This window comes from Nocardioides piscis (genome assembly GCF_011300215.1).
Classification (GTDB): domain Bacteria; phylum Actinomycetota; class Actinomycetes; order Propionibacteriales; family Nocardioidaceae; genus Nocardioides; species Nocardioides piscis.
This window is the reverse complement of the sequence record NZ_CP049866.1, coordinates 3,054,168-3,074,146: the sequence shown is the minus strand read 5'-3', so window position 1 is coordinate 3,074,146 and position 19,979 is coordinate 3,054,168. Positions and strand designations below refer to the sequence as shown.

The 19,979-nt window shown below is 70.1% G+C and carries 20 protein-coding genes and 2 tRNA genes; 8 read left to right on the top strand and 14 right to left on the bottom strand.

Features of this window, described 5'->3' with window-relative positions; translation table 11 throughout:
* Positions 1 to 110 precede the first annotated feature (110 nt).
* On the bottom strand, positions 111 to 1,349 hold the full coding sequence (locus tag G7071_RS15070; protein ID WP_166320079.1) for a toxic anion resistance protein: 1,239 nt from the start codon (positions 1,347 to 1,349) through the stop codon (positions 111 to 113).
* 192 nt (positions 1,350 to 1,541) lie between these two features.
* Here G7071_RS15070 and G7071_RS15065 point away from each other — a divergent pair.
* A tRNA-Gly gene (locus G7071_RS15065) sits at positions 1,542 to 1,615 on the top strand.
* A gap of 35 nt (positions 1,616 to 1,650) precedes the next feature.
* Here the strand turns inward: G7071_RS15065 and G7071_RS15060 are convergent.
* Positions 1,651 to 2,343 (bottom strand): LmeA family phospholipid-binding protein, encoded by a 693-nt coding sequence (locus G7071_RS15060; RefSeq protein WP_166320077.1) that lies wholly within the window; start codon positions 2,341 to 2,343, stop codon positions 1,651 to 1,653.
* Between the two features lie 92 nt (positions 2,344 to 2,435).
* Here G7071_RS15060 and G7071_RS15055 point away from each other — a divergent pair, with 92 nt between their 5' ends.
* Entirely contained in the window at positions 2,436 to 3,341 is a 906-nt protein-coding gene (locus G7071_RS15055; protein WP_166320075.1) for a haloalkane dehalogenase, read from the top strand.
* Positions 3,342 to 3,421: 80 nt separating this feature from the next.
* Here G7071_RS15055 and G7071_RS15050 read toward each other — a convergent pair whose 3' ends face one another.
* Positions 3,422 to 3,625, bottom strand: a complete 204-nt coding sequence (locus G7071_RS15050) for a cold-shock protein (protein ID WP_166320073.1) — start codon at positions 3,623 to 3,625, stop codon at positions 3,422 to 3,424.
* A gap of 311 nt (positions 3,626 to 3,936) precedes the next feature.
* Here G7071_RS15050 and G7071_RS15045 point away from each other — a divergent pair, with 311 nt between their 5' ends.
* Positions 3,937 to 4,743, top strand: coding sequence for a DEAD/DEAH box helicase family protein (locus tag G7071_RS15045; RefSeq protein WP_206062822.1), 807 nt, complete (start codon positions 3,937 to 3,939; stop codon positions 4,741 to 4,743).
* Positions 4,744 to 4,779: 36 nt separating this feature from the next.
* Here G7071_RS15045 and G7071_RS19420 read toward each other — a convergent pair whose 3' ends face one another.
* The 8 genes from G7071_RS19420 to G7071_RS15005 all read right to left on the bottom strand — a co-directional run bounded on the left by G7071_RS19420 (position 4,780) and on the right by G7071_RS15005 (position 14,034).
* Positions 4,780 to 5,592 (bottom strand): resuscitation-promoting factor, encoded by an 813-nt coding sequence (locus G7071_RS19420; protein ID WP_246210053.1) that lies wholly within the window; start codon positions 5,590 to 5,592, stop codon positions 4,780 to 4,782.
* Between the two features lie 91 nt (positions 5,593 to 5,683).
* The gene (locus G7071_RS15035) at positions 5,684 to 7,558 is read right to left on the bottom strand and encodes a sensor histidine kinase (protein ID WP_246210656.1); all 1,875 of its coding nucleotides are present in this window, start codon (positions 7,556 to 7,558) and stop codon (positions 5,684 to 5,686) included.
* A gap of 134 nt (positions 7,559 to 7,692) precedes the next feature.
* On the bottom strand, positions 7,693 to 9,357 hold the full coding sequence (locus G7071_RS15030) for a bifunctional 3'-5' exonuclease/DNA polymerase (protein WP_166320069.1): 1,665 nt from the start codon (positions 9,355 to 9,357) through the stop codon (positions 7,693 to 7,695).
* Between the two features lie 49 nt (positions 9,358 to 9,406).
* Entirely contained in the window at positions 9,407 to 11,080 is a 1,674-nt protein-coding gene (locus G7071_RS15025) for an ABC transporter permease (RefSeq protein WP_166320067.1), read from the bottom strand.
* Complete coding sequence (locus G7071_RS15020) at positions 11,077 to 12,027, bottom strand: ABC transporter ATP-binding protein (protein WP_166320065.1); 951 nt, start codon at positions 12,025 to 12,027, stop codon at positions 11,077 to 11,079. Before G7071_RS15020 ends, G7071_RS15025 begins: the two co-directional genes overlap by 4 nt.
* A complete protein-coding gene (locus G7071_RS15015; RefSeq protein ID WP_166320063.1) occupies positions 12,024 to 12,536 on the bottom strand; it encodes a flavodoxin family protein in 513 nt (170 codons plus the stop codon). The genes G7071_RS15020 and G7071_RS15015 overlap by 4 nt, the downstream gene beginning before the upstream one ends.
* A 153-nt stretch (positions 12,537 to 12,689) precedes the next feature.
* A complete protein-coding gene (locus G7071_RS15010; RefSeq protein ID WP_166320061.1) occupies positions 12,690 to 13,142 on the bottom strand; it encodes an aromatic ring-opening dioxygenase LigA in 453 nt (150 codons plus the stop codon).
* A gap of 58 nt (positions 13,143 to 13,200) precedes the next feature.
* A complete protein-coding gene (locus G7071_RS15005; RefSeq protein ID WP_166320059.1) occupies positions 13,201 to 14,034 on the bottom strand; it encodes a universal stress protein in 834 nt (277 codons plus the stop codon).
* Between the two features lie 120 nt (positions 14,035 to 14,154).
* On the opposite strand from G7071_RS15005, the gene G7071_RS15000 reads away from it, so the two are divergent.
* The 3 genes from G7071_RS15000 (at position 14,155) to G7071_RS14990 (ending at position 16,397) form a co-directional block, all read left to right on the top strand.
* Positions 14,155 to 14,997 (top strand): glycosyltransferase family protein, encoded by an 843-nt coding sequence (locus G7071_RS15000; protein ID WP_166320057.1) that lies wholly within the window; start codon positions 14,155 to 14,157, stop codon positions 14,995 to 14,997.
* Positions 14,916 to 15,608, top strand: coding sequence for a glycosyltransferase (locus G7071_RS14995; RefSeq protein ID WP_484549351.1), 693 nt, complete (start codon positions 14,916 to 14,918; stop codon positions 15,606 to 15,608). The genes G7071_RS15000 and G7071_RS14995 overlap by 82 nt, the downstream gene beginning before the upstream one ends.
* A 111-nt stretch (positions 15,609 to 15,719) precedes the next feature.
* Positions 15,720 to 16,397, top strand: coding sequence for a DUF2238 domain-containing protein (locus tag G7071_RS14990; protein ID WP_166320053.1), 678 nt, complete (start codon positions 15,720 to 15,722; stop codon positions 16,395 to 16,397).
* Here the strand turns inward: G7071_RS14990 and G7071_RS14985 are convergent.
* Positions 16,379 to 16,464 (bottom strand) — tRNA-Leu (locus G7071_RS14985). The genes G7071_RS14990 and G7071_RS14985 overlap by 19 nt on opposite strands.
* A gap of 90 nt (positions 16,465 to 16,554) precedes the next feature.
* On the opposite strand from G7071_RS14985, the gene G7071_RS14980 reads away from it, so the two are divergent.
* Positions 16,555 to 17,886 (top strand): M20/M25/M40 family metallo-hydrolase, encoded by a 1,332-nt coding sequence (locus G7071_RS14980; RefSeq protein ID WP_166320051.1) that lies wholly within the window; start codon positions 16,555 to 16,557, stop codon positions 17,884 to 17,886.
* Positions 17,887 to 17,892: 6 nt separating this feature from the next.
* Here G7071_RS14980 and G7071_RS14975 read toward each other — a convergent pair whose 3' ends face one another.
* The gene (locus tag G7071_RS14975; RefSeq protein WP_246210052.1) at positions 17,893 to 18,087 is read right to left on the bottom strand and encodes a DUF5703 family protein; all 195 of its coding nucleotides are present in this window, start codon (positions 18,085 to 18,087) and stop codon (positions 17,893 to 17,895) included.
* 39 nt (positions 18,088 to 18,126) lie between these two features.
* Entirely contained in the window at positions 18,127 to 19,074 is a 948-nt protein-coding gene (locus tag G7071_RS14970) for an aldo/keto reductase (protein WP_166320047.1), read from the bottom strand.
* 75 nt (positions 19,075 to 19,149) lie between these two features.
* Between G7071_RS14970 and G7071_RS14965 the strand changes: the two genes are divergently transcribed.
* Positions 19,150 to 19,974 carry an undecaprenyl-diphosphate phosphatase gene (locus G7071_RS14965; RefSeq protein WP_215727627.1) on the top strand — a complete coding sequence of 275 codons (825 nt, stop codon included), beginning with the start codon at positions 19,150 to 19,152 and terminating at the stop codon, positions 19,972 to 19,974.
* Positions 19,975 to 19,979: the final 5 nt, after the last annotated feature.

Below are 19,979 nucleotides of genomic sequence, written 5' to 3'. Positions count from 1 at the left end.
CCGCCTCCGTCGGGGCGGGCGGCGATGTCCCCACCACGTCGTCGGCCGACTGCCCCCGTGCCTTGTCGAACCATGACCTCAGCCCCACTGGCCCACCTGGTCCTGCCCGGTCACGCGCGGTGGGGGAGATCGGTCAGGTCGAGCGTGCCGGTGGGGTTGCGGGCGTCGTGGGCGCGGACCCGGTCGAGATAGGACCTCGACTTCTCGACCTCGGTCTCCAGCACGCCGATGGTCTGCGACATCGAGTCGAGGGCCTTGACCTTGAACTCGTCGATCGAGTCCATCGTGGCGTAGATGTTGGCGAAGGCCGCCTGCAGGTCCTCCATGTTGATGGTCGACGAGGCCGCCTGCTCCTGGATGGCCGCGGAGTTGTCCTTGAGCATCTCCGACGTCCGTCGGATCATCCCCGAGGTGGTGGTGTTGAGGGCCGTCACCTGGTCGAGGACGAGCTTCTGGTTGCCGAGGGCCTGGGCCACGATGACGGCCGTACGCAGCGCAGAGATGGTCGTCGTGGAGGCGCGGTCGACGCCCTTGATCAGCTCGATGTTGTTCTTGATGATGACGTCGATCGCGAGATAGGACTGGATCGAGACAGCGAGCTGGGTCAAGAGGTCCTGGTGCTTCTGGCGGACGTAGAACAGGACGTCCTTGTTGAGGGTCCTGGCGGCCTCGGGGTCGGTCATCTCGAGCTCGGCGATGCGCGCGGTGAGCTTGGCGTCGAGACGCTCGGCGACATAGACGTATTGGTTGAGGCGGCCCATCACGGCCCAGAGGTTGGTCTTCTCCAGGTTGAGCGCGACGTTGTCCTTGGTGAGCTCGTCCTGGCCGTTGCGCAGGCTGTGCAGGATCGCGTTGAGCTGGGACTGGGACGACTGGTACTTGCGGAAGTAGTCCTCGACCTTGTCGCCGAAGGGCAGCCAGTCCATCCACCGCGACACGCCCTTGGCCGTGCTGGGGTCGAGGTCCTCGACCGTTCGGCGCAGCTCGAGCAGCGTCTTGCCGACGGCCGAGCCCTGGGCCAGCCCACCCTCCTGCAGCGCGCGCACCGGCTGCTCGAGCATCCGGTTGGACGTCTCGGCTGCCTGGCGGATGTCGGCATCGCCCATGGTGCGGACGTTCTCGGCCTGCGCGGAGAACTCCGGGCTGCCGGCGGTGGTGGACGACAGGGCGGTGAGGAAGCCGTCGACCTTGGCATCGAGCTCGGGCACGACCTCGGCCGGCACCTGCGGGGCCATCCGCGGGGCCTGGGTCTCGGCGACTGCCCGGGGCGCCTCGGGCGCGGTCAGGGTCAGGGTCGCCTCGGGCGGCGCGAGCGGTGCGGGTGCAGCGGAATCCGACGGCGTGCTCATGTGCTCTATCCCCTCGTCAGCCACATCGAACGTGCGGCCCCTGGGCTGACCCTATCCGCGTCCGAGGGCTGACGGGAGCGCGCCGGTCGTGTCGGTCTGGTCCAGCCACGTCTGTCCCGTCGAGGGCCCATGGGCCTCGGATCAGGTGGTGGTCCATAATGGGACGGGTCAGGCTCGCCAGAGGCTGACTTCGCGGACGTGGTGTAGTTGCAGCACGCTTCCCTTCCAGGGAAGGAGTCGAGGTTCAAATCCTCGCGTCCGCTCCAACTTCCTCGACCGCCGGCTCTGCGCTGGCAGCCGGCTACGGCACGAGCTGCACGTCCTCGCCGATCAGGTGGGCACGGAAGCCGTCATCGTGGACGTCGACGTCCTCGAGGACGAGTCCGTCCGGCAGGCCCTCGACCTCGTGCTCGATGGTGACGAGCTGCCGTACGACCGTGGCGATGGCGTAGGAGATGAAGTCCAGACCCCCGATGTCGATGGAGGTCGGCTCGACGACCAGCCTCCCGGACTCTGCGACCACGGTCCCGGTGGCCGTGACGGTCAGGTCGCGACCGAGGACCTCCACGGTTCGAACGACCATCGACTGGCCGTCGGCGGCCGGGCCGACCGACGTGCCGTCACCGATCTCGTCGGCGACGACCTCGAACGGCACGGTCGCCTCGACGCTCACCCGTTGTGCCACCACCGCGTCAGGGCTGGTGGTGACGTCGTGCCCCACGGCGCTCACGTCGCGGAGCATCGAGTCCTCGGCCACGACCGTCCCGGCATCCAGCCTCAGCTCCTCGAACCAGGCTTCCCCCTCGCTCAGGTCGGTCGGGGGAGTCGTGTCGGGGAGCCCCCCGGCGTCCGTCGGGGTCGTCGCGCTGGGGCGCTCCTCGCCCTGGTCGGCCGGGTCGGTCGCCGTCCACCACAAGGTCGCGCCCATGACGACGAGGACGAGGAGCGTCCCGAAGGCACCCAGCAGCACGTCCCTGGCTCGGCCTCGTCGCATGGGCACAGTGTGGCTCGCCCCTCGTCACGGCTCCTCGGAGCCCCTGCGTTGCAGGCGTCGCGGGGGTGGGTGGCCCTGCCAGACTGACCGGTATGGACGCATACCGGACCCCGGACGCCGCTTTCGACCACTGCCCGGACTTCCCCTGGGAGCCGGCCTACGCACAGGTCGTTGACCCGGACGGCGGCACGCTGCGGATGGCGTATGTCGATGCGGGACCCGCCGACGGCCCCGTGGCGCTGCTGCTTCACGGTGAGCCTTCGTGGTCGTTCCTCTATCGGCACGTGATCGCGGAGCTCACCCAACGAGGGATCCGGTGCGTGGCGCCCGACCTGATCGGCTTCGGGCGTTCGGACAAGCCGCTGGACCAGGGCGACTACTCCTTCGCCCGGATGGTCGAGTGGACCCGCGAGCTGGTCTTCGACCACCTCGACCTGCGCGACGTCACCCTGGTGTGCCAGGACTGGGGCGGTCTGATCGGTCTGCGACTGGTCGCGGAGCACGAGGGCCGCTTCGCCGGGGTGGTCGCGGCCAACACGGGTCTGCCGACCGGGGACTTCGACATGCCGGAGCTCTGGTGGATGTTCCGCCGCGCGGTCGCAGCGGCTGAGGTCCTCGACGTCGGGCGCCTCGTGGCCGCTGGTTGCGTGCGACCGATGGCCGACGACGTCCGGGCCGCCTATGACGCGCCATTCCCCGAGGAGCGCGCCAAGGCAGGCCCCCGCGTCATGCCCACCCTCGTGCCGACCCAGCCCGACGACCCGGCCGCCGAAGCGAACCGTGCGGCTTGGGAGGTGCTCTCGACCAGCCAGGTGCCGTTCCTGCTGGCCTTCAGCGACAGCGACCCGATCACCGGAGCCATGGCACCGATCATGCACAAGCTCGTCCCCGGCGCCCGGGACCTCGATCACCCGACCCTCGAGAACGCCGGCCACTTCCTCCAGGAGGACGCCGGCACCGAGCTCGGTCGTGTGGTGGCCGACTTCATGCTGGGCTGACCGACGCCGAGCTCCTCAGTCAGACGGCGAAATGCACGAGGGCCCCGACCGCGTGTGCGGTCGGGGCCCTCGTGATGAGATCAGGAGACGCGAACGTTCTCAGCCTGGGGACCCTTGGGGCCCTGGGCGAGGTCGAACTCAACCTTCTGGTTCTCGTCGAGCGACTTGTAGCCGTTGGACTGGATGGCGGAGAAGTGGACGAACACGTCCTCGCCGCCGTCTTCCTGAGCAATGAAGCCGAAACCCTTTTCGGCGTTGAACCACTTGACGGTGCCCTGAGCCATGATTTTGATCCTTTGTTTCGTGTCGGGGGCACTGTGCCCGCCGAACCGCTGAAGACATCCAACCTGTGCTGATGTCCAGCGAACCGAAAACCAGGAGTACGAGATACAGGCCGCTACATCGTGTGCGGCCAGGACGACTCGCTGAGCGAGCCATCCCTTCAACGAGAGCAACACTACGCCATGGGTCCAGTGATCCGGACTTCGGTGGCACCTCGGGCGCGCCTGTCGCCCGGTCGAGGGCACCGGATGGGAGCTGAACGTAGGCTCGGGGCCTGCCACACATGTCCCCTCACACAGCCCTCGGAGGCACCGTGTCCCGCACTGCTCCACGAATCCGGACGATCCTGCCCGGGTCCGGCCGCGCCGCGATCGGCGCGACCGTGGCAGGCGGGTTGCTGACAGGGCTCGCCTCGACCCCGGATCGGTTCGGGCGGCTGTTTCGTCGTCGCTTCCCGACGGTGGCAGTCACCGGGATGACCGGGGTCGGGAAGACCCAGCTGGCCGACCGGCTGGCGCGGCGCACACCGGGGGAAGGGGTGGCCGAGGTCGGCTCGGCAGTGATGGAGCGACGCACCCGTCGCTCCCCGCGGCTGCACGGCTTCCGCTTCCTGGTCGTGCCGGGCGACAACGCCGCGACGCGTCTCGGTGCCCTCGACGAGGTCTTCCACGACGAGCCGGTCGACGGCGTGATCCATGTGGTCGCCAACGGCCACGCCACACCGCGACGTACGGCGGGCACCAGCGGTACGGCGAGCGCGACCCGAGAGGAACAGCTGTCCGCGGAGCTGGAGGACTGGTCCATCACCGCCCACCGGATCGCCTCGATGGCCGTGCGACGGGACAAGCCGGTGTGGCTCGTCATCGCGGTGACGAAGGCCGACCTGTTCGCCGACGAGATCGACGAGGTCGTGGACTACTACTCGCCCGGCAGTGGTTCCCCGTTCGCCCAGAAGATCGACGAGCTGCGGGCGCTCGCAGGTGGCGCGAGGCTCTCGGTGGACGTCCTCCCGGTCTCGAGCCAGGGCGGCGATCGCAAGGCAGGCGTCTCAGGCAAGCAGGCCGCCGCCATGGTGGATGCGCTCGCGGCCCGGCTGGCCCAGCTCAGCGGCCACGTGTGACGCCGGCGTGCAGGTCTCACGTGGCCGCCGGAGTGCTCAGAGCAGCCGGCCGCAGGTGGGCCAGGGGGAGCGGCCGCGGGACTTGTAGAGGAGCTTCGCGCGGTAGGTCTGCTCGCTGGACGACGCGTGGTGCGGCATCCCGGAGCCGCCGACGCTGCCCCACGTCGCGACGTTGAACTGGTAGAGGCCGTAGTAGCCCGCCGGGTTCACCGCCCGGGGGTTGCCGCCCGACTCGCAACGGGCGAGAGCGGACCAGTTCAGGCCGTCCGCTCCACGAACGGACCAGGGCTGACGGCCGACGAGCACCCGCCTGGGCTGTGGCGGGCGGATCGTCGTACGCCGTACGACGCGGTAGTTCACCGGCTCACCGTTGTGGATCGTGCGCACAGCGCGGAGTCGCCGGACGCCGGCCTTCCCCTCTCGGACGACCTTGCGACGCCCGGGGGCCAGCTCGGTGGTGGGGACCTCCACGACCCCGGCCGGGACCGACCTGCGCTTGGTCTTGCGTCGCTTCTCCACGTCGACCAGCCGGACGGTGTCACCCTCACGCACTCGCTTCTTGGGCCCACTGACCTCCCGACCGTCACGGACGACCTCGACGAGGTCGTTGCCATCGACGACGACGCCCTGACTGGCCATCAGCCGACTGGGCCAGATCCGAGGCTCGACGGCGACCTCCATCGCAGGCTCGCTGGCGACCTTCAGGCGGACCGTGACCTGGTCGTCGGCTGTCGTCGGCGCCTGCGCCGCGGCAGCGCCGGGCGCCAGGGTGAAGGTCAAGGCGGCTGCGGCTGTGCTCGCGGCGACGCCACGGAAACGGTTGTGGGCAGGACTCGAGGTGGAACGCACGTGGAAGGAACCTCACGAAGTAGCTGTGCGCCATCCGGCGCTCGGACGCGACACCGTCGGGGCGGGTGTCGAGGCCACGGCGTGCATCACCTCACGAGGGGAGGCGCCTCACGCGGGAGGCAGCAGCCACTGGCCCCACCACGACAACACGAGGTGGCCGGCATGTCGAATCGGGCGCGACCGTGTGAAGCGGCTCACGTGGGGGCGAGGGCAGCCTCACCGTGAAGGCGGCGCCCGCACCCAGGGCGGAGCTGACGCGGATCTCGCCGCCGTGGCGCTCGATGATGCGGTGCACGATGCTCAGGCCCAGGCCTGTGCCGGGCAGGGCGAGGGCGGCTGGGTTGGTGGAGCGGAAGAATTCCTGGAACAGCCGATCCTGGTCTTCGGGTGAGATGCCGAGCCCGGTGTCGGCGACGATCAGCTCGACCCCGTCCGGGACGCAGCCGAGGGAGATCGAGATCGTGCCTCCCGAGGGTGTGTACTTGACCGCGTTGCTGATCAGGTTGGCCCCCACGCGATAGAGCTCGCTCGCCTCGCCCCAGGCCCACACCGGACCCGCAGGATAGGTCAGGTCGACCTCGAGGCCTTCCTGGTCGAGGGTCACGCGGAGCAGGTCCAGCACGTCGTCGAGCAGCCGCCGGAGGTCGACGGGACCGGGGTCGAGCACCGAGGTGGGGTCACCGACCTCGGCGAGCACCAGCAGGTCGTCGACCAGGCCGCTCATGCGCGTCACGGCGCGGCCGATGGCCGGAATCGACTCGGGCAGGGACGGAGCGGCGCAACTGCCCGACTCCGCCTCGGCTTCGACCAGCTCGACGTGAGCGCGGATCGAGGTCAGTGGATTCTTCAGCTCGTGCGAGATGGTCGCGATCAGCCGGCTCTTGTAGCCGGCAAGCTCACGCAGCTCCTCGAGGAGCATCCGCTCGCGCTCGAAGGTGCGGGCGTTGACGAGGGCACGACCCAGGTCGTGGCCGATCTCGAGGCCCGTCTGGCGCTCCACCGGACTCCAGTCGGGATGCTCTCCGCGCCGGGTGAGCGCCATGGTCCCGAGGCACTCGTTCCCTGCGCCCAGCGGGATGAACAGCATCGAGGAGGCGCGAATCTCGTGCATCAGGGCGTGAACCAGTTCTTGCTGGTTCGCATCCAGGGCGAGGGTCTCGGCGGGAGACACGGCGTCGGCGGTCACGACTGCCACTTCTTGAGCGGCCCAGAGGCGGCCCGCCGCGACCCGCCCGAGCACGTTGAACGCCTCGAGCGTCTCGTGCTTGGCCCCGGTGGGGGCGTAGATCGTGTCTGCGCTTGCATCGTCCCCCTCGAATGTGTGGAGCCACATCCCGCGGGCGTTGAAACCCAGGGTCACCGCCGGTTGACAGACCTCGATGATTCGTTCGATCGACAGCTCCGAGCTCACCTGACGGACGATGCGTCGGGCCGTGTCCGCGAGCAGCAGCTGCTCGGCGAGCTCTGCTCGTTCCAGCGCGGTGAGCACGCTGCGCCGGGTCTGTCGCGCATAGCGCTGCAGCTGCTCGCGCATGGCCGGGTCGGGACGTCGGCGGTCGCGCGGCACGTCCACCGACAGCAGCCCGCGGAGCTTCCCGCGCTCGTCGAGGATCGGCGCCAGGAGCAGGTCGAGCGGGTGCCACATCTCCGGGTCGTCCGAGAGCTCCAGGTCCGGGATCCAGCCCAGGTCGTCGAGGTCGATGCTCATCCGCTCGTGCGGGACGAACCGGAGGGCGCCCCACCTCTCGGCGCTGGCCAGCTCCTGCTCGATCTGCGAGATCGGTGTGCGGTGTCCGAGCAGCTGGTCGCGAGCCTCCGTGCTGCCGGCGACGGCGATCATCTCCAGGGTGTCGTCGCCACGGGCGATGCTGATCGCAGCGACCTCGAAGCCCAGCAGGTCGGTCACGCCCTCAGCGATGTTCTGCAGGGCATCGACGAACACAGCCTCGACGTCCGGCTGGTCCATCACGTCCCCACTCTGCTGGCCCCTGGCACTCGTCATCGAAGCGGTGCCCACCCTCCGACCCTAGCCGCTGCGCCTGCTCCGCGATCGCGATTCGCGAGGTTCCCCGGCGCCGGGAACGCCGCGGGGAACGTGCCTCATCGCCCCGGCGTCACATCGGCCCCCGGCACCGAGCCCGGCTTCCCGGCGTCGGCGTACGACCTCACGATCGAGGTGTTGAGGGGGAAGTCGATCGAGAGCTGTCGGAAGAGCAGCGCACCTGCAGCCGCGGCGGCGTGGGAAGCCTCCGCGACCACGACGTCGGCCAGGTGAGCGGGGGTGTGGACGACGACCTCGTCGTGGAGGAAGAAGACCAGGTGGGGCCGGGCCTCGACCGGTCCGGCGCCCAGTCGCCAGAGGCGGTTGCGCAGGTCGGCGATCCAGCACAGGGCCCACTCTGCGCCTGTTCCCTGCACCACGAAGTTGCGGGAGAACCGACCGTAGGAACGCCGCCGACGAGTCTCGCTCTCCGGGTCTGCTCGCGCGGTGTCGACGTCGGTGGTCGATGCCTCTCCCAGCGGAGGACAGCCACGCCCGAGCAGGGTGCGGACTCCCAGCCCTCGCTCACCAGCGCGCGCTGCCTCCTCGACGAGGCCGAAGGCGGCGGGGTAGCGGCGCGTCAGCCCGGCCACCATGCGTCCGCTCTCGCCGCTGGTGGCGCCGTACATCGCACCGAGGAGTCCGAGCTTGGCGTCGTTGCGGCTGCCGACAGCGCCGTCGTCGACCATGCCCTGATAGAGGTCGGTGCCCTGTGCCGCCTTGGCCAACGCTCGGTCGCCGCTCATCCCAGCCAGCACACGCGGCTCGAGCTGCGCGACGTCGGCGACGACGAAGACCCACCCGTCGTCCGCCACCGCCGCGGGCCGGACCTGCACCGGGAAGGACAGCGCTCCGCCCCCGTTCGACGACCACCGCCCCGTGATCGACCCGGCCGGCTGGTAGGACGGTCGGAACCTGCCGTCCTTGACCCACTGGTCAGCCCACGCCCAGCCGTTCGTCGAGAAGAGGTGCGCCAGCTGCTTGTAGCGCAGGAGCGGGACGACGGCCGGGTGCTCGACCGCCCGAAGTGTCGACGCACGGGTGTCAGGGACCTCCACCCCGGCGCGGCGAAGTGCACCCAGCAGCTCGGGGCGTGAGTCGGGATTGAGACCAGGAGCCGCGAGGGCGCTGCGCACCTCACCTGCCAGCGCCTCCAGCAGGACTGGGCGTGCGCCGCGCGGCGGGCGCGGCCCGAGCTGCTCGCCGAGCAGGCGCTCGTGGATGTCGGTGCGCCAGGGCACCCCGGTGTGCGTCATCTCGGCAGCGACCAGCGCCCCGGCCGATTCCGCGGCGAGGAGCAGGCCGAGTCGTGGCGCCTCGCTGGAGGCCGCGACGGCAGCACGCTGCCGGGCGTCCTCGAGGTCGGCGCGGAGGTGCTCGGTCGAGTCGTCGACGGAGAACAGCGCCGGATCGGACGGGACGGCGGGCCGAAGCCGGTCCCAGTGCTCGGACTCCTCTGCGACGAGCAGCGACGCGTCGGCGGCGGGCGCCCGACGGAGCAGCTGACGCCCCAGCCGCAGGTCGTGGCACCGTTCGACCCGGATGCCGGCCTCCAGGAGCGGGGGATACCACCGCGCAGTGTCGTCCCATACCCAGCGTGGACCGTCGGGCTCGCGCCCTTCGACGTATGCCGACAGGTCGGCCAGCTCGATGACGTGCTCCAGCCCGGCGTCGACCGCGAGCACGCGATCGCCCGGCAGTCGCGTCAGCGAGATCCGGGTCATGGAGGACACCCTCCCAGCCGAGCCGGGCTGTCCAGGCCAGGCCAGCCGATCAGGGCTCTGAGCTCCAGCGGAAGAGCCGTCTGGCCAGCATCCCGGCGCCGGTCAACCAGGCTGACATGACCACGAGGCTGACCCAGCTCACTGTCGGACCGGCGGGGGCCAGGGCGTCTGCCACCGAGTTGGCCAGGTGCTTCAGCGGGAAGAACGAGCCCACGGTCTCCATCCAGTCCGGGACGACCCCGAACACGAAGACGTCGGAGAAGAAGGCCAGCGGCAGGATGATGCCGAGCCCCACGGCGGTGACCGCCTTGCTGCTGGGAAGCACCGATGCCAGCAACAGGCCGCAGGCCGCCAGCGAAGCGGTGCCGAGGACGAGCACCCCTGCGGCGAGCGGCAGGCCGCCCCAGGCGACTCGCAGGTCGAACCACAGCACCCCCGACACCAGGATGAGGGCCGCGGTGACCAGCACCAGTCCCAGCGCGGAGACCAGTCGCCCCGCGAAGTAGGTCTGGATCTGCAACGGTGTGCCGTGCAACCGCTTGAGGATCCCGCGCTCGCGCGCTCGAGCGACGGCCTCGGGGATGTTGACCACGACGGTGACGACGACGCTCCACGCGATCATCCCCGCGGCGGCCTGCAGCCCGAGGTCGGGCTCCGCCACCCCGGAGCCGCCCATGAGGGACGCGTTGAACGCATACAGCCCCACCGGCATCGCGATGGCGAAGAACACCCAGCCGGCGTCGCGCAGCGCGGACTGCGTCGCCCATCGCGTCTGGTCGCCCACGAGCGACAACCAGCCGGGCCGCCCGACGACCCGGCTCGCCACGTGCCCGAGGGGGCGAGCCACCAGGGTCGAGCGGGCGACGACGCCGTGCCGGGTCCGGCGGCGCGCGCGGCCCTCGGGCGCGTCCCAGCGGAACGTCAGCCTGGCCACCACCGCGGCGCCGGCGACCCAGGCGCCGATCACTGCGAGTGCCCTCAGATCCCATCCGGCTCCTGACGCGAACGGGTCGAACTGCTCCTGCAGGGAGTCGTTGAGGGCCTTCAGCGGGAAGACCCGGGCGATCCGGTCCGCCCAGCCCGGCATCTCGCCGTAGGCCGTCACGCCGGAGACGAAGGACAACAGCACGGCGAGCGCGATCGAGACGGCCTGGGCGGCTGTTGCGGACCGGGCCAGCCCGGCCACCGCGACACCGGCGACGGCGAAGCAGGTCACCGCTGCCAGCACCGTCACCGCTGTGGCGGCGAACGTGTCCCACTGGATCTGCACGTCATAGGCCACGACGCCGACCAGCAGCATGGAGGCCAGGGAACCCAGCGCGAAAACCACTGCAGCGGTCGTGCGCGCGCCGAGATGGATCCACAGGGGCAGGGGAGTGCCGTGGACCCGCTTGAGGATGCCGCGTTCGCGGGCATCGGCCAGCGACGCGGCGATGGTGGGGAAGGCGCCGTACAACGCGCCCATGACGGCCGCTGACGGCGTGACGAACTGCATCACCCGCACCGGGGAGTCGGCGCTGACCGTGTCGTTGCCGACCAGGGCACCCATGACGACGAGGAACGTCAGGGGGAAGGCGAAGGTGAAGACGAGGGCGATGCGTGAGCGCCACAGGTCGCGCAGGGCATAGCCGAGCTGGTCGGTGAACAGTCGCAACGAGGTGGGCCGTCGCTCGTCCGTACGGCGGGCAAACGGCGCCCGGGCGCGGGTCACCAGCGCCGTCATGTCCCCACCGGAGCGGTGTGCGCCTCCACGGGGCTGACCCCCGCCTCCTCGATCAGCTCGAGATAGACGTCCTCGAGCGAGGGACGCTCCACGGTGAGGCCAGACACCTCGACCCCGGCAGACCTGGCCCAGCCGAGCAGACGCTCCAGCGCGACCGTGGGCTCGGTGGTGCGCAGCTGCCAGTCCCCGCCCTGGGGCTGCAGCGCAGCTCCGAGGTCAGGGACCTGGGACACCACGACGTCGAGCGGGAGCCGGAAGGCGATGGTCGACGAGGACCGGCGCGCTCCGCCGAGCTCGGCGGGTGTGCCGATCGAGACCAGTCGGCCGGCGACCATCACTGCGACGCGGTCCGCGAGGTGCTCGGCCTCGTCCATGTAGTGAGTGGTCAACAGGACGGTCTTGCCCAGACCGCGCAGGTTCTCCACCAGCTCCCAGGCCCGACGCCGGGCCGAGGGGTCGAAACCGGTCGTCGGCTCGTCGAGGAAGAGCAGCTCCGGATCGCCGACCAGCCCGAGAGCGAGGTCGAGGCGTCGTCGCTGGCCTCCTGAGAGGGTCTTGACCTTGGCGTCGGCCTTGTCGGCGAGGCCGACGAGCTCGATCACCTCGTCGACGCCCAGCTGCCGCGGATACATGCCGCGGTAGAGCCGCACCAGCTCACGAGGGCTGAAGTCCTCGTCGACACCCGCCTCCTGGAGCACGATGCCGATCTGCTCGCGATAGGCACGGCCTCCCGTGGCGGGGTCGAAGCCGAGGACGTCCACGCGCCCCGACGTACGCCGACGATGCCCCTCGAGGATCTCCACCACCGTGGTCTTGCCGGCCCCGTTGGGACCGACCAGGGCGAAGACCTCGCCCGCCTCCACGCTGAACGACAGGCCGTCAACCGCCCGGGTGGTGCCGTAGTGCTTGTGGAGGTGCTGGACCTCGATGGCGTGGGCTGGGCTCATGACCCGCCCTTGCCCACCCGCATGCCGGCCAACGAGCGGCCCCAGTCGCGGGCCCGCTCGAGCTCACCGTCGAGGAGCGGCCCAGCCATGTCGTCGACGAAGAAGCTCGCCGACGCGAGCAGCCGGCCGAGGTGCTGGCGGCGCACCTCCTTGGCGGCAGCCTTGGCCGCGGAACCGGGGAGGTGGCGCACCGACCCGACGCGGGTGTCGAAGGTCGCGACGTCGAGCCGGTCGCAGGGGCGCAGGTCTCCCAGCCACTCGCGGATGCCCCGGGCCGCATGGCCGGTCTCGGCCCCCTTCCCCTCGGCGTCGCGACGCGTCGTGGCGCGACTCATCGAGAAGGCGTGTGTCGGTCCGCCGACGACCAGCAGGTCGACGTCCTCCGGCAGGGGCACGGGGGCATGGGTGACGTCGACCAACCGCACGTTCCCGTCGATCCCTTCGGCGATCGCCGCTGCCACGGCTCGGGAGTTGCCCCACATCGACTCATAGACCACCAGCGCGTTCATCGTGCGCTCCGTTCTCTCTCGGGAGTCGGCGGTGGCGAGCTTCGAGAACGCCACATCGACCCACCCCTCAACCCAAGACTCCCGCCTGCGTGAGGCGGGAGTCAGGGGAGGAAGTCGGCGATCGACGGGACCTAGGTCAACAGGCCAGCGTGGTCACGCCGTCCTGGCCGTGGTCACGTCAGTCGTGTCGGCGGCCTTGGCCACGGCCATCAGCGCCATCGCGATCAGCAACAGGGTCAGCCCGAGACCGATCGCCATCGCCGCCACGCCGAACGCGACCACCGAGGTGAAGAGGGAGGCGCGCAGGAACGAGGCCGACATCGCGGTCTCGCGCAGCGGGTCCTCACGGTCGAGCTCGGCATACGTCTTGCCGCCCGTGGCCTCCAAGGCGTGCTTGTCGATGATCTGCGCCTCGGCATAGGCAGAGAACGGACCGTTGACCTCGTCCCCGGCCAACATGTCGGCGTCCTCGGCGACGGTGATGTTGGCGGCGGACAGCTGGTCCTGGACCATGAACCAGGTCACGCCTCCCGCGACGATCATGAGCAGTCCGATGATCGCCACGATGCTGGCGAGGGTCTTGGTGCTTCCACTACGTCGTGCCACGACTTCCTCCTGTGCAACTGTTTCTTGTCGGGCGGATGCCCTGGGAAAACTCGGGGGTTCAGCGGATCACTGCAACCGAACAGTGAGCGCGCTGGACGACTTCCTGGCTGACGGAGCCAAGCAGGAGGCCGCTGAAGAATCCGCGCCCGCGGGACCCGACGACGACGAGCGACGCGACGGCGGACGCGTCGACGAGGATCTGGGCCGGAGCCACCGGGATCGCTTCCTGGAGCAGGTCGACGTCCGGGTGCGCAGCACGGACGCCGGCGACGCTCTCGGCCAGGAGCAGCTCCTTGTCCTGCGCAAGGTCGATGGAACGCGGGTCGCTGGCGAACATGTCGGTGGACGGCGTGTGGACCTTCCAGCCGTGCAGGGCCGCGACGCTCGTGTGCAGGCGCTCGGCCCGTCGGCAGGCGAACTCGATGGCTGCGTTGCTCGTGGGGGAGCCGTCGACGCCCACGACGATGCGTTTGGGCTCAGGCGTGGGCGGCTCGCGCACGACCACCACGGAACACGCTGCGTGCCGGGCGAGGTGCTGGCTGACCGAGCCGATCAAGGCCTCACCCACCCGTCCGTGACCCTGGCTGCCGACGACCAGCATGGATGCCGACTCGGCCAGGGCGAGCAGCTCGGGAACGACAGGGCCGGAGTGCCTCTCCACCGAGGAGTCCGACACTTCCGCGTCCTGCAGTGCCTTCTCGGCCCGGGCCAGAACCTCGGGCCCACCCCGGACCAGGACGTTGTCGTCCCACTCCGAGCTGACGACCTCATCAACGATCACGACACGGATGGGGGCACCTACGCCGGACGCCTCGTCGGCTGCCCACACGAGTGCCTGGTCGGCGTCGACCGACCCGTCGTAGGCAACCAGGATGGGGAGCGCTTGTCTCATGCGCACACTCTGCGCACGCGGCGAGGACGTCAAGAAGGGTCTTTCGTCCCGAACTTGTGGTGCCGGTCGGCGTCCGGCGACCACTGGCGCCGAGCGCCCGGACACGTCAGCATGCAGGTCATGGAAGAGGTCAAGGTCCAGCCCGTCGACTTCGAACGCCTTGCCGCCATCCTGCCGCCGGGCCGGGCGGAGCGCTTTGCAGAGGCGGCGGTGCGCGCGCGAGCCGCCTTCGGAGACCGAGTGGTGTGGCACGTCAACGCCACCGCCCACGGCGGTGGTGTCGCCGAGATGCTGCAGACACAGCTCGCCTATGCCAACGGCTCGGGCATCGTGAACCGCTGGCTGGTGCTCAGCGGCGACGCGCACTTCTTCGCGATCACCAAGCGCGTGCACAACATGCTGCACGGAACCGTCGGTGACGGAGGACCGCTGGGAGCCGCCGAGCGCGCGCACTATGACGAGGTCCTGCGGGCCAACCTCGACCAGCTGCTCGGGCGCGTGTCTGCGGGGGACATCGTCCTGCTCCACGATCCCCAGACCGCTGGCCTCATCGAGGGTCTGAGAGGGGTGGGGGCGCGGGTGATCTGGCGGTGCCACGTGGGTCGTGACGAGAGCAACGACGTGACGGACGCGGCATGGGCCTTCCTGCGTCCCGACGTCGCGCAGGCCGAGGCGGTGGTCTTCTCTCGACGGGAGTATGCCCCCGACTGGATCGACAGCGAGCGGCTGGCCGTGATCCCCCCTCCATCGACCCGCTGGCGTCGAAGAACATGCCGTTGGAGCCGGCGCACGTGGCGGCAATCCTCGAGCACGTCGGTCTGGTCGCCGGCGAGAGGGGGGAAGACCTCGTCGGCTTCGTCCGGCCGGACGGGACCCCGGGAATGGTGCGTCCCCGCCCTGCGGGAGAGCTCCTGGGGGGTGGTCAGCCCCCTCCGGGCGACGTGCCGCTGGTGGTGCAGGTGAGTCGGTGGGACCGGCTCAAGGACATGACCGGCGTCCTGCGCGGATTCGTCCGGGCCATCGACGGGGACGACCTGCGTGGGGCCCACCTGGTGCTGGCCGGCCCCGACGTCTCCGGGGTGTCGGACGACCCGGAGGGGGCCGAGGTCCTGCAGGAGTGCCGCGAGGTGTGGGAAGGACTGCCGCAGGAGATCCGAGATCGCGTGCATCTCGCGTCGATCCCCATGGAGGAAGGCGACGAGAACGCCGTGATCGTCAACGCCCTGCAGCGGCACGCAGCGGTGGTCGTCCAGAAGAGCCTGGTCGAGGGGTTCGGCCTGACGGTGACCGAGGCCATGTGGAAGGGCCGCCCGGTCATCGCCAGCCGGCTCGGCGGGATCCAGGACCAGATCACCCATCGCCAGGACGGCTTCCTCGTCGATGACCCCTACGACCTCGACGAGTTCGCCGGGGCACTGCGGCAGCTGTTCGCCGATCCTGGCCTCGCTGCGCGCCTCGGCGTCGCGGCACACGCGCGCGTGCTCGAGGAATATGTCGGGGACGTCCACCTGCGGCGCTACGTCGACCTGTTCGCCACCCTCGTGGGAGAACGGTCGGTGCTCGACCCGCTCTGACCACGCCCGCACACTGCGGACCTTGGTCCCTAGCGGGGGCGTCCATCGACCGGGAGACTTGGAGACGACGGAGCCACCGTGTCGCCATACGCAGGCAGGAGGCGACTCCCCATGGGACGGGCCCGGCAACAACGAGGCGTCCTCGACGGTCGTGTCCTCGGCTGGCTCGTCGTGCTCGACCTGACCGCGAAGACGCTGCTGCTCCTGCTGGTGCTGCAGGTGGCGCTGGACCCCGCGTGGGGCAACCTCGAGGGGAAGGCGCCCGGCGCGAGGGCGGTGACCTATCCGTTGCTGGCGTTCCTCGTCCCGGTGGTCTTCCACCTCCGCAGGTCGGGTGGGAGCTATCCCTGGGGCGCGGACGTGCTGCTGACGGTGCCGGCCTTCTCCGACATGCTCGGCAACCGCCTGGACCTCTATGACCGCGTGGACTGGTTCGACGACCTGGTGCACGTGGCGAACACCGGATTCCTCGCCGCCGCCGTGGTCCTGCTCTGCGGCGCCGCCGGGGCACCACTGAGGCGTCGGCTCGAGCTCGCCCTCGCGTCCGGCATGACCCTGTCCCTGCTGTGGGAGCTGTGGGAGCTCTATGCGTTCGTGCAGCGGTCCGCGGAGGCAGGCAACGCCTACGTCGACACCGTCGGAGACCTGGCCCTGGGGTGGGTCGGCGCGGTCCTGGCAGCGTTGCTCGTCCATGCTCCAGACGGCTCGCGAAACGGATCGCGAGGGCCGGAAAATGAAGAGAAGGCCCCGTGGAGCCGGAGCCTTCTCAGTGTCCGAGGGGGGACTTGAACCCCCACGCCCTAATACGGGCACTAGCACCTCAAGCTAGCGCGTCTGCCAATTCCGCCACCCGGACGAGTGCTGGAGAACAGTAGCAAGCCGACCGGGGAACGTCCGCATCGGGGCAACCCTGCCGCGGGGCTGGGAACCGGGGCAGGATGGGGGCATGTCGCAGACCTCCGAAGCCTCGCCCGACGGCGCCGCTCACGACCCTGCGGCGGAGGTCGTGGACCTGTGTCGCGAGCTGATCCGGATCGACACCAGCAACTTCGGCGACGACACGGGGCCGGGGGAGCGCAAGGCTGCAGAGTATGCCGCGGGCCTCCTCGACGAGGTCGGGATCGAGCCGCGCCTGTATGAGGCGCAGAGTGGACGGACGTCGCTGGTCGCGCGCTGGGGCGGAGGCGACGGCCGCCCGCCGTTGCTGGTCCACGGCCACCTCGACGTGGTGCCCGCCGCCGCCGAGGACTGGCAGGTCGATCCGTTCTCCGGTGAGGTGCAGGACGGGTTCGTCTGGGGCCGGGGTGCGGTCGACATGAAGGACTTCGACGCGATGCTGCTGAGCGTCGTGCGTGCCCGGGCCCGCGGCGACCGTGCCCCGCAGCGGGAGATCGTCATCTGCCTGACGGCCGACGAGGAGGCCGGTGGCCACCAGGGTGCTGAGTTCCTGATCGAGCAGCACCGCGACGAGCTGGCCGACTGCACCGAAGCCGTCGGCGAGGTGGGCGGGTTCAGCGCCACCGTCAGGGGTCAGCGCATCTACCTCATCGAGGCCGCCGAGAAGGGCATGGCCTGGATGAGGCTGACGGCTCGAGGTCGTGCCGGGCACGGATCCATGATCAACCCCGACAACGCGGTGACCCGGTTGGCCGGCGCTGTTGCCCGCATCGGCGCTCATGAGTGGCCCGTGCGGCTCACACCCACCATGGAGGTGCTCCTCGCGACCGTCGCCGACATCGCCGGGACCGAGGCGACGCCGGACAACGCAGAGTCCCTCATCGAGGAGTTCGGCAGCGCCGCCCGGATGCTGGGCGCGGTCATCCGCAACACCGCCAACCCGACCCAGCTCGGTGCTGGCTACAAGGTCAACGTGATCCCGACCGAGGCCACGGCCCACATCGACGGCCGCTTCCTCCCCGGCTACGAGGACGAGTTCTTCGACACCCTCCGCGCCCTGGCCGGCGACGGGATCGAGCTCGACTTCCTCTCCCACCAACAGCCGTGGGAGACGCCCTACGACGGTGACCTCGTCGCGGCAATGACCCGGTCGCTGCTCGCCGAGGACCCTGGGGCGGTCGTGGCGCCATACACGATGAGCGGGGGGACCGACGCCAAGCACTTCAACAAGCTCGGGATGCGGTCCTACGGGTTCGCGCCCCTGAGGCTGCCCGCCGACCTCGACTTCACCGCGCTGTTCCACGGCGTCGACGAGCGGGTGCCGGTCGACGCGCTCGAGTTCGGCGCGCGGGTCTTCGACCGCTTCCTGGACCAGATCTGAGCTGGATCAGCCCTGGGCGAAGAGCGTCAGCCGCTGGCGGATGATCTTGCGGCGCAGCACCACGCGCCGGATCCCGTCACTGCCGATCCGGAGCCGGTCGAGCTCCCAGCCGCCGTGCTCGGCGCGGTCGATCAGCATCCGGGTCACGACGTTGCGAGAGAGGTCGCGCGGCACCACCAGCGTCTCGAACTCCCATTCCACGCCGGGACGTGGCGGTCGGCGGAGAGCGGCCGGCATCGCTCAGTCACCACTCACGTCGTCGAGCGCGTCGATGATCTCGTCGGGCAGCGTCAGGTCCTCGGTGGTGAGGGCACCGTCCAGCTGGGCGGCGGTCCTCGCGCCGACGATGGGAGCGGTGACGCCCGGCCGGTCGCGCACCCACACCAGGGCCACCTCGAGCGGGGTCCAGCCCAGGCCCTCAGCGGCGCGGGCGACGCTCTCGACGATCGAGCGACCGCGCTCGTCGAGATAGCCGTTGACGAAGCCGGCGAAGTGCCGCGACGCGGCCCGGGAGTCAGAGGGCGTCCCGCTGCGGTACTTCCCGGTCAGCACCCCCCGTCCGAGCGGTGACCACGGCAGGACGCCGAGGCCGAGCGCCTCGGCAGCCGGCAGCACCTCGTGCTCGACACCTCGCGCGAGCAGGGAGTACTCGACCTGCGTCGAGGCCAGGGGAGTGCGACCGGGAACGGCACGCTGCCAGGTCGCAGCCTGGGCCGTCTGCCAGCCGGAGTAGTTGGAGATGCCGACATAGGAGGTGCGACCCGACGTGACCGCGTGGTCGAGAGCGGCGAGGGTCTCCTCCACGGGGGTCTCGTCGCTCCAGATGTGGACCTGCCACAGGTCGACGTGGTCGACCTTGAGCCGCCTCAGCGAGGCATCGAGCGCGGTGAGCAGGTGCCCGCGCGAGGTGTTGGTGACCCGCTCGCCCGTACGGCGCGTGATGCCCGCCTTCGTCGCGAGCACGACCTCGTCGCGGCCGACCACGTCGCCGAGCAGCGTGCCGATCAGCTCCTCGCTGGCCCCGTCGCCATATCCGGCGGCCGTGTCGAGCAGGGTGCCGCCCTTCTCGGCGAACGCGATCAGCTGGTCGCGAGCCTCGTGCTCGTCGGTGTCGCGACCCCACGTCATCGTGCCGAGGCCGAGGCGGGACACCTTCAGGCCGGTGGAGCCGACCGCTCGCTGCTGCATGCGCCGAGATTAGCGACGCACGCCCAGCGTGGCCGGCACGGCTCGCCGACGCCGAGCCGCGTAGGCTCCCGCTACGTGTTGGATCTCCTCAAGGCCGTGGTGCTCGGCACCATCCAGGGACTGACCGAGTTCCTCCCCATCTCCAGCAGCGCGCACCTGCGGATCTTCCCCGAGCTCTTCGGCTGGGGAGACCCGGGCGCGGCCTTCACGGCCGTCATCCAGATCGGCACCGAGCTCGCCGTCCTCATCTACTTCCGCCACGACATCTGGCGCATCGGCAAGGCGTGGTTGCTCTCGCTGGCGAAGCCGGAGTGGCGCGGTCATGTCGACGCACGGATGGGGTGGTTCATCATCATCGGCTCACTGCCGATCGTGGTGCTCGGCATCCTCCTCAAGGACGTCATCGAGAAGGACTTCCGCAACCTGTGGATCATCGGCTCGACGCTGATCGTGATGGGCATCGTGCTCGGGATCGCCGACCGGTTCTCCCGCGACAACAAGACGATCAAGCAGATCGGGCTGCGCGACGCCGTCCTGATGGGCCTCGCCCAGGCGATGGCGCTCGTCCCCGGCGTGTCGCGCAGCGGCGCGACCATCTCAATGGGCCGGGCCCTGGGCTACGAGCGTGAAGCCGCAACGCGCTACGCCTTCCTGCTCGCGATCCCGGCGGTCGTCGGCGCAGGCCTCTTCGAGCTCAAGGAGATCCCCGGCGGCGACAACTCCTACGGCTGGGGACCCACCTTGGTTGCCACCGTGGTCAGCTTCGTCGTCGGCTATGCAGCGATCGCCTGGCTGCTGCGCTATGTCTCCACGAAGTCCTACACGCCGTTCGTGCTCTATCGCGTCGCGCTCGGGACGGCGACCCTCATCCTCGTCAGCGCAGGCGTGCTGACCGCCTGATCCGA

What these genes read in the sequence shown, in the direction of transcription:
- G7071_RS15070 (WP_166320079.1), bottom strand. Translation starts at nt 1,349, where the DNA reads ATGAGCACGCCGTCGGATTCCGCTGCACCCGCACCGCTCGCGCCGCCC.
- G7071_RS15060 (WP_166320077.1), bottom strand. Translation starts at nt 2,343, where the DNA reads ATGCGACGAGGCCGAGCCAGGGACGTGCTGCTGGGTGCCTTCGGGACG.
- G7071_RS15055 (WP_166320075.1), top strand. Translation starts at nt 2,436, where the DNA reads ATGGACGCATACCGGACCCCGGACGCCGCTTTCGACCACTGCCCGGAC.
- G7071_RS15050 (WP_166320073.1), bottom strand. Translation starts at nt 3,625, where the DNA reads ATGGCTCAGGGCACCGTCAAGTGGTTCAACGCCGAAAAGGGTTTCGGC.
- G7071_RS15035 (WP_246210656.1), bottom strand. Translation starts at nt 7,558, where the DNA reads ATGGACCAGCCGGACGTCGAGGCTGTGTTCGTCGATGCCCTGCAGAAC.
- G7071_RS15030 (WP_166320069.1), bottom strand. Translation starts at nt 9,357, where the DNA reads ATGACCCGGATCTCGCTGACGCGACTGCCGGGCGATCGCGTGCTCGCG.
- G7071_RS15025 (WP_166320067.1), bottom strand. Translation starts at nt 11,080, where the DNA reads ATGACGGCGCTGGTGACCCGCGCCCGGGCGCCGTTTGCCCGCCGTACG.
- G7071_RS15020 (WP_166320065.1), bottom strand. Translation starts at nt 12,027, where the DNA reads ATGAGCCCAGCCCACGCCATCGAGGTCCAGCACCTCCACAAGCACTAC.
- G7071_RS15015 (WP_166320063.1), bottom strand. Translation starts at nt 12,536, where the DNA reads ATGAACGCGCTGGTGGTCTATGAGTCGATGTGGGGCAACTCCCGAGCC.
- G7071_RS15005 (WP_166320059.1), bottom strand. Translation starts at nt 14,034, where the DNA reads ATGAGACAAGCGCTCCCCATCCTGGTTGCCTACGACGGGTCGGTCGAC.
- G7071_RS15000 (WP_166320057.1), top strand. Translation starts at nt 14,155, where the DNA reads ATGGAAGAGGTCAAGGTCCAGCCCGTCGACTTCGAACGCCTTGCCGCC.
- G7071_RS14995 (WP_484549351.1), top strand. Translation starts at nt 14,916, where the DNA reads ATGGTGCGTCCCCGCCCTGCGGGAGAGCTCCTGGGGGGTGGTCAGCCC.
- G7071_RS14990 (WP_166320053.1), top strand. Translation starts at nt 15,720, where the DNA reads ATGGGACGGGCCCGGCAACAACGAGGCGTCCTCGACGGTCGTGTCCTC.
- G7071_RS14980 (WP_166320051.1), top strand. Translation starts at nt 16,555, where the DNA reads ATGTCGCAGACCTCCGAAGCCTCGCCCGACGGCGCCGCTCACGACCCT.
- G7071_RS14970 (WP_166320047.1), bottom strand. Translation starts at nt 19,074, where the DNA reads ATGCAGCAGCGAGCGGTCGGCTCCACCGGCCTGAAGGTGTCCCGCCTC.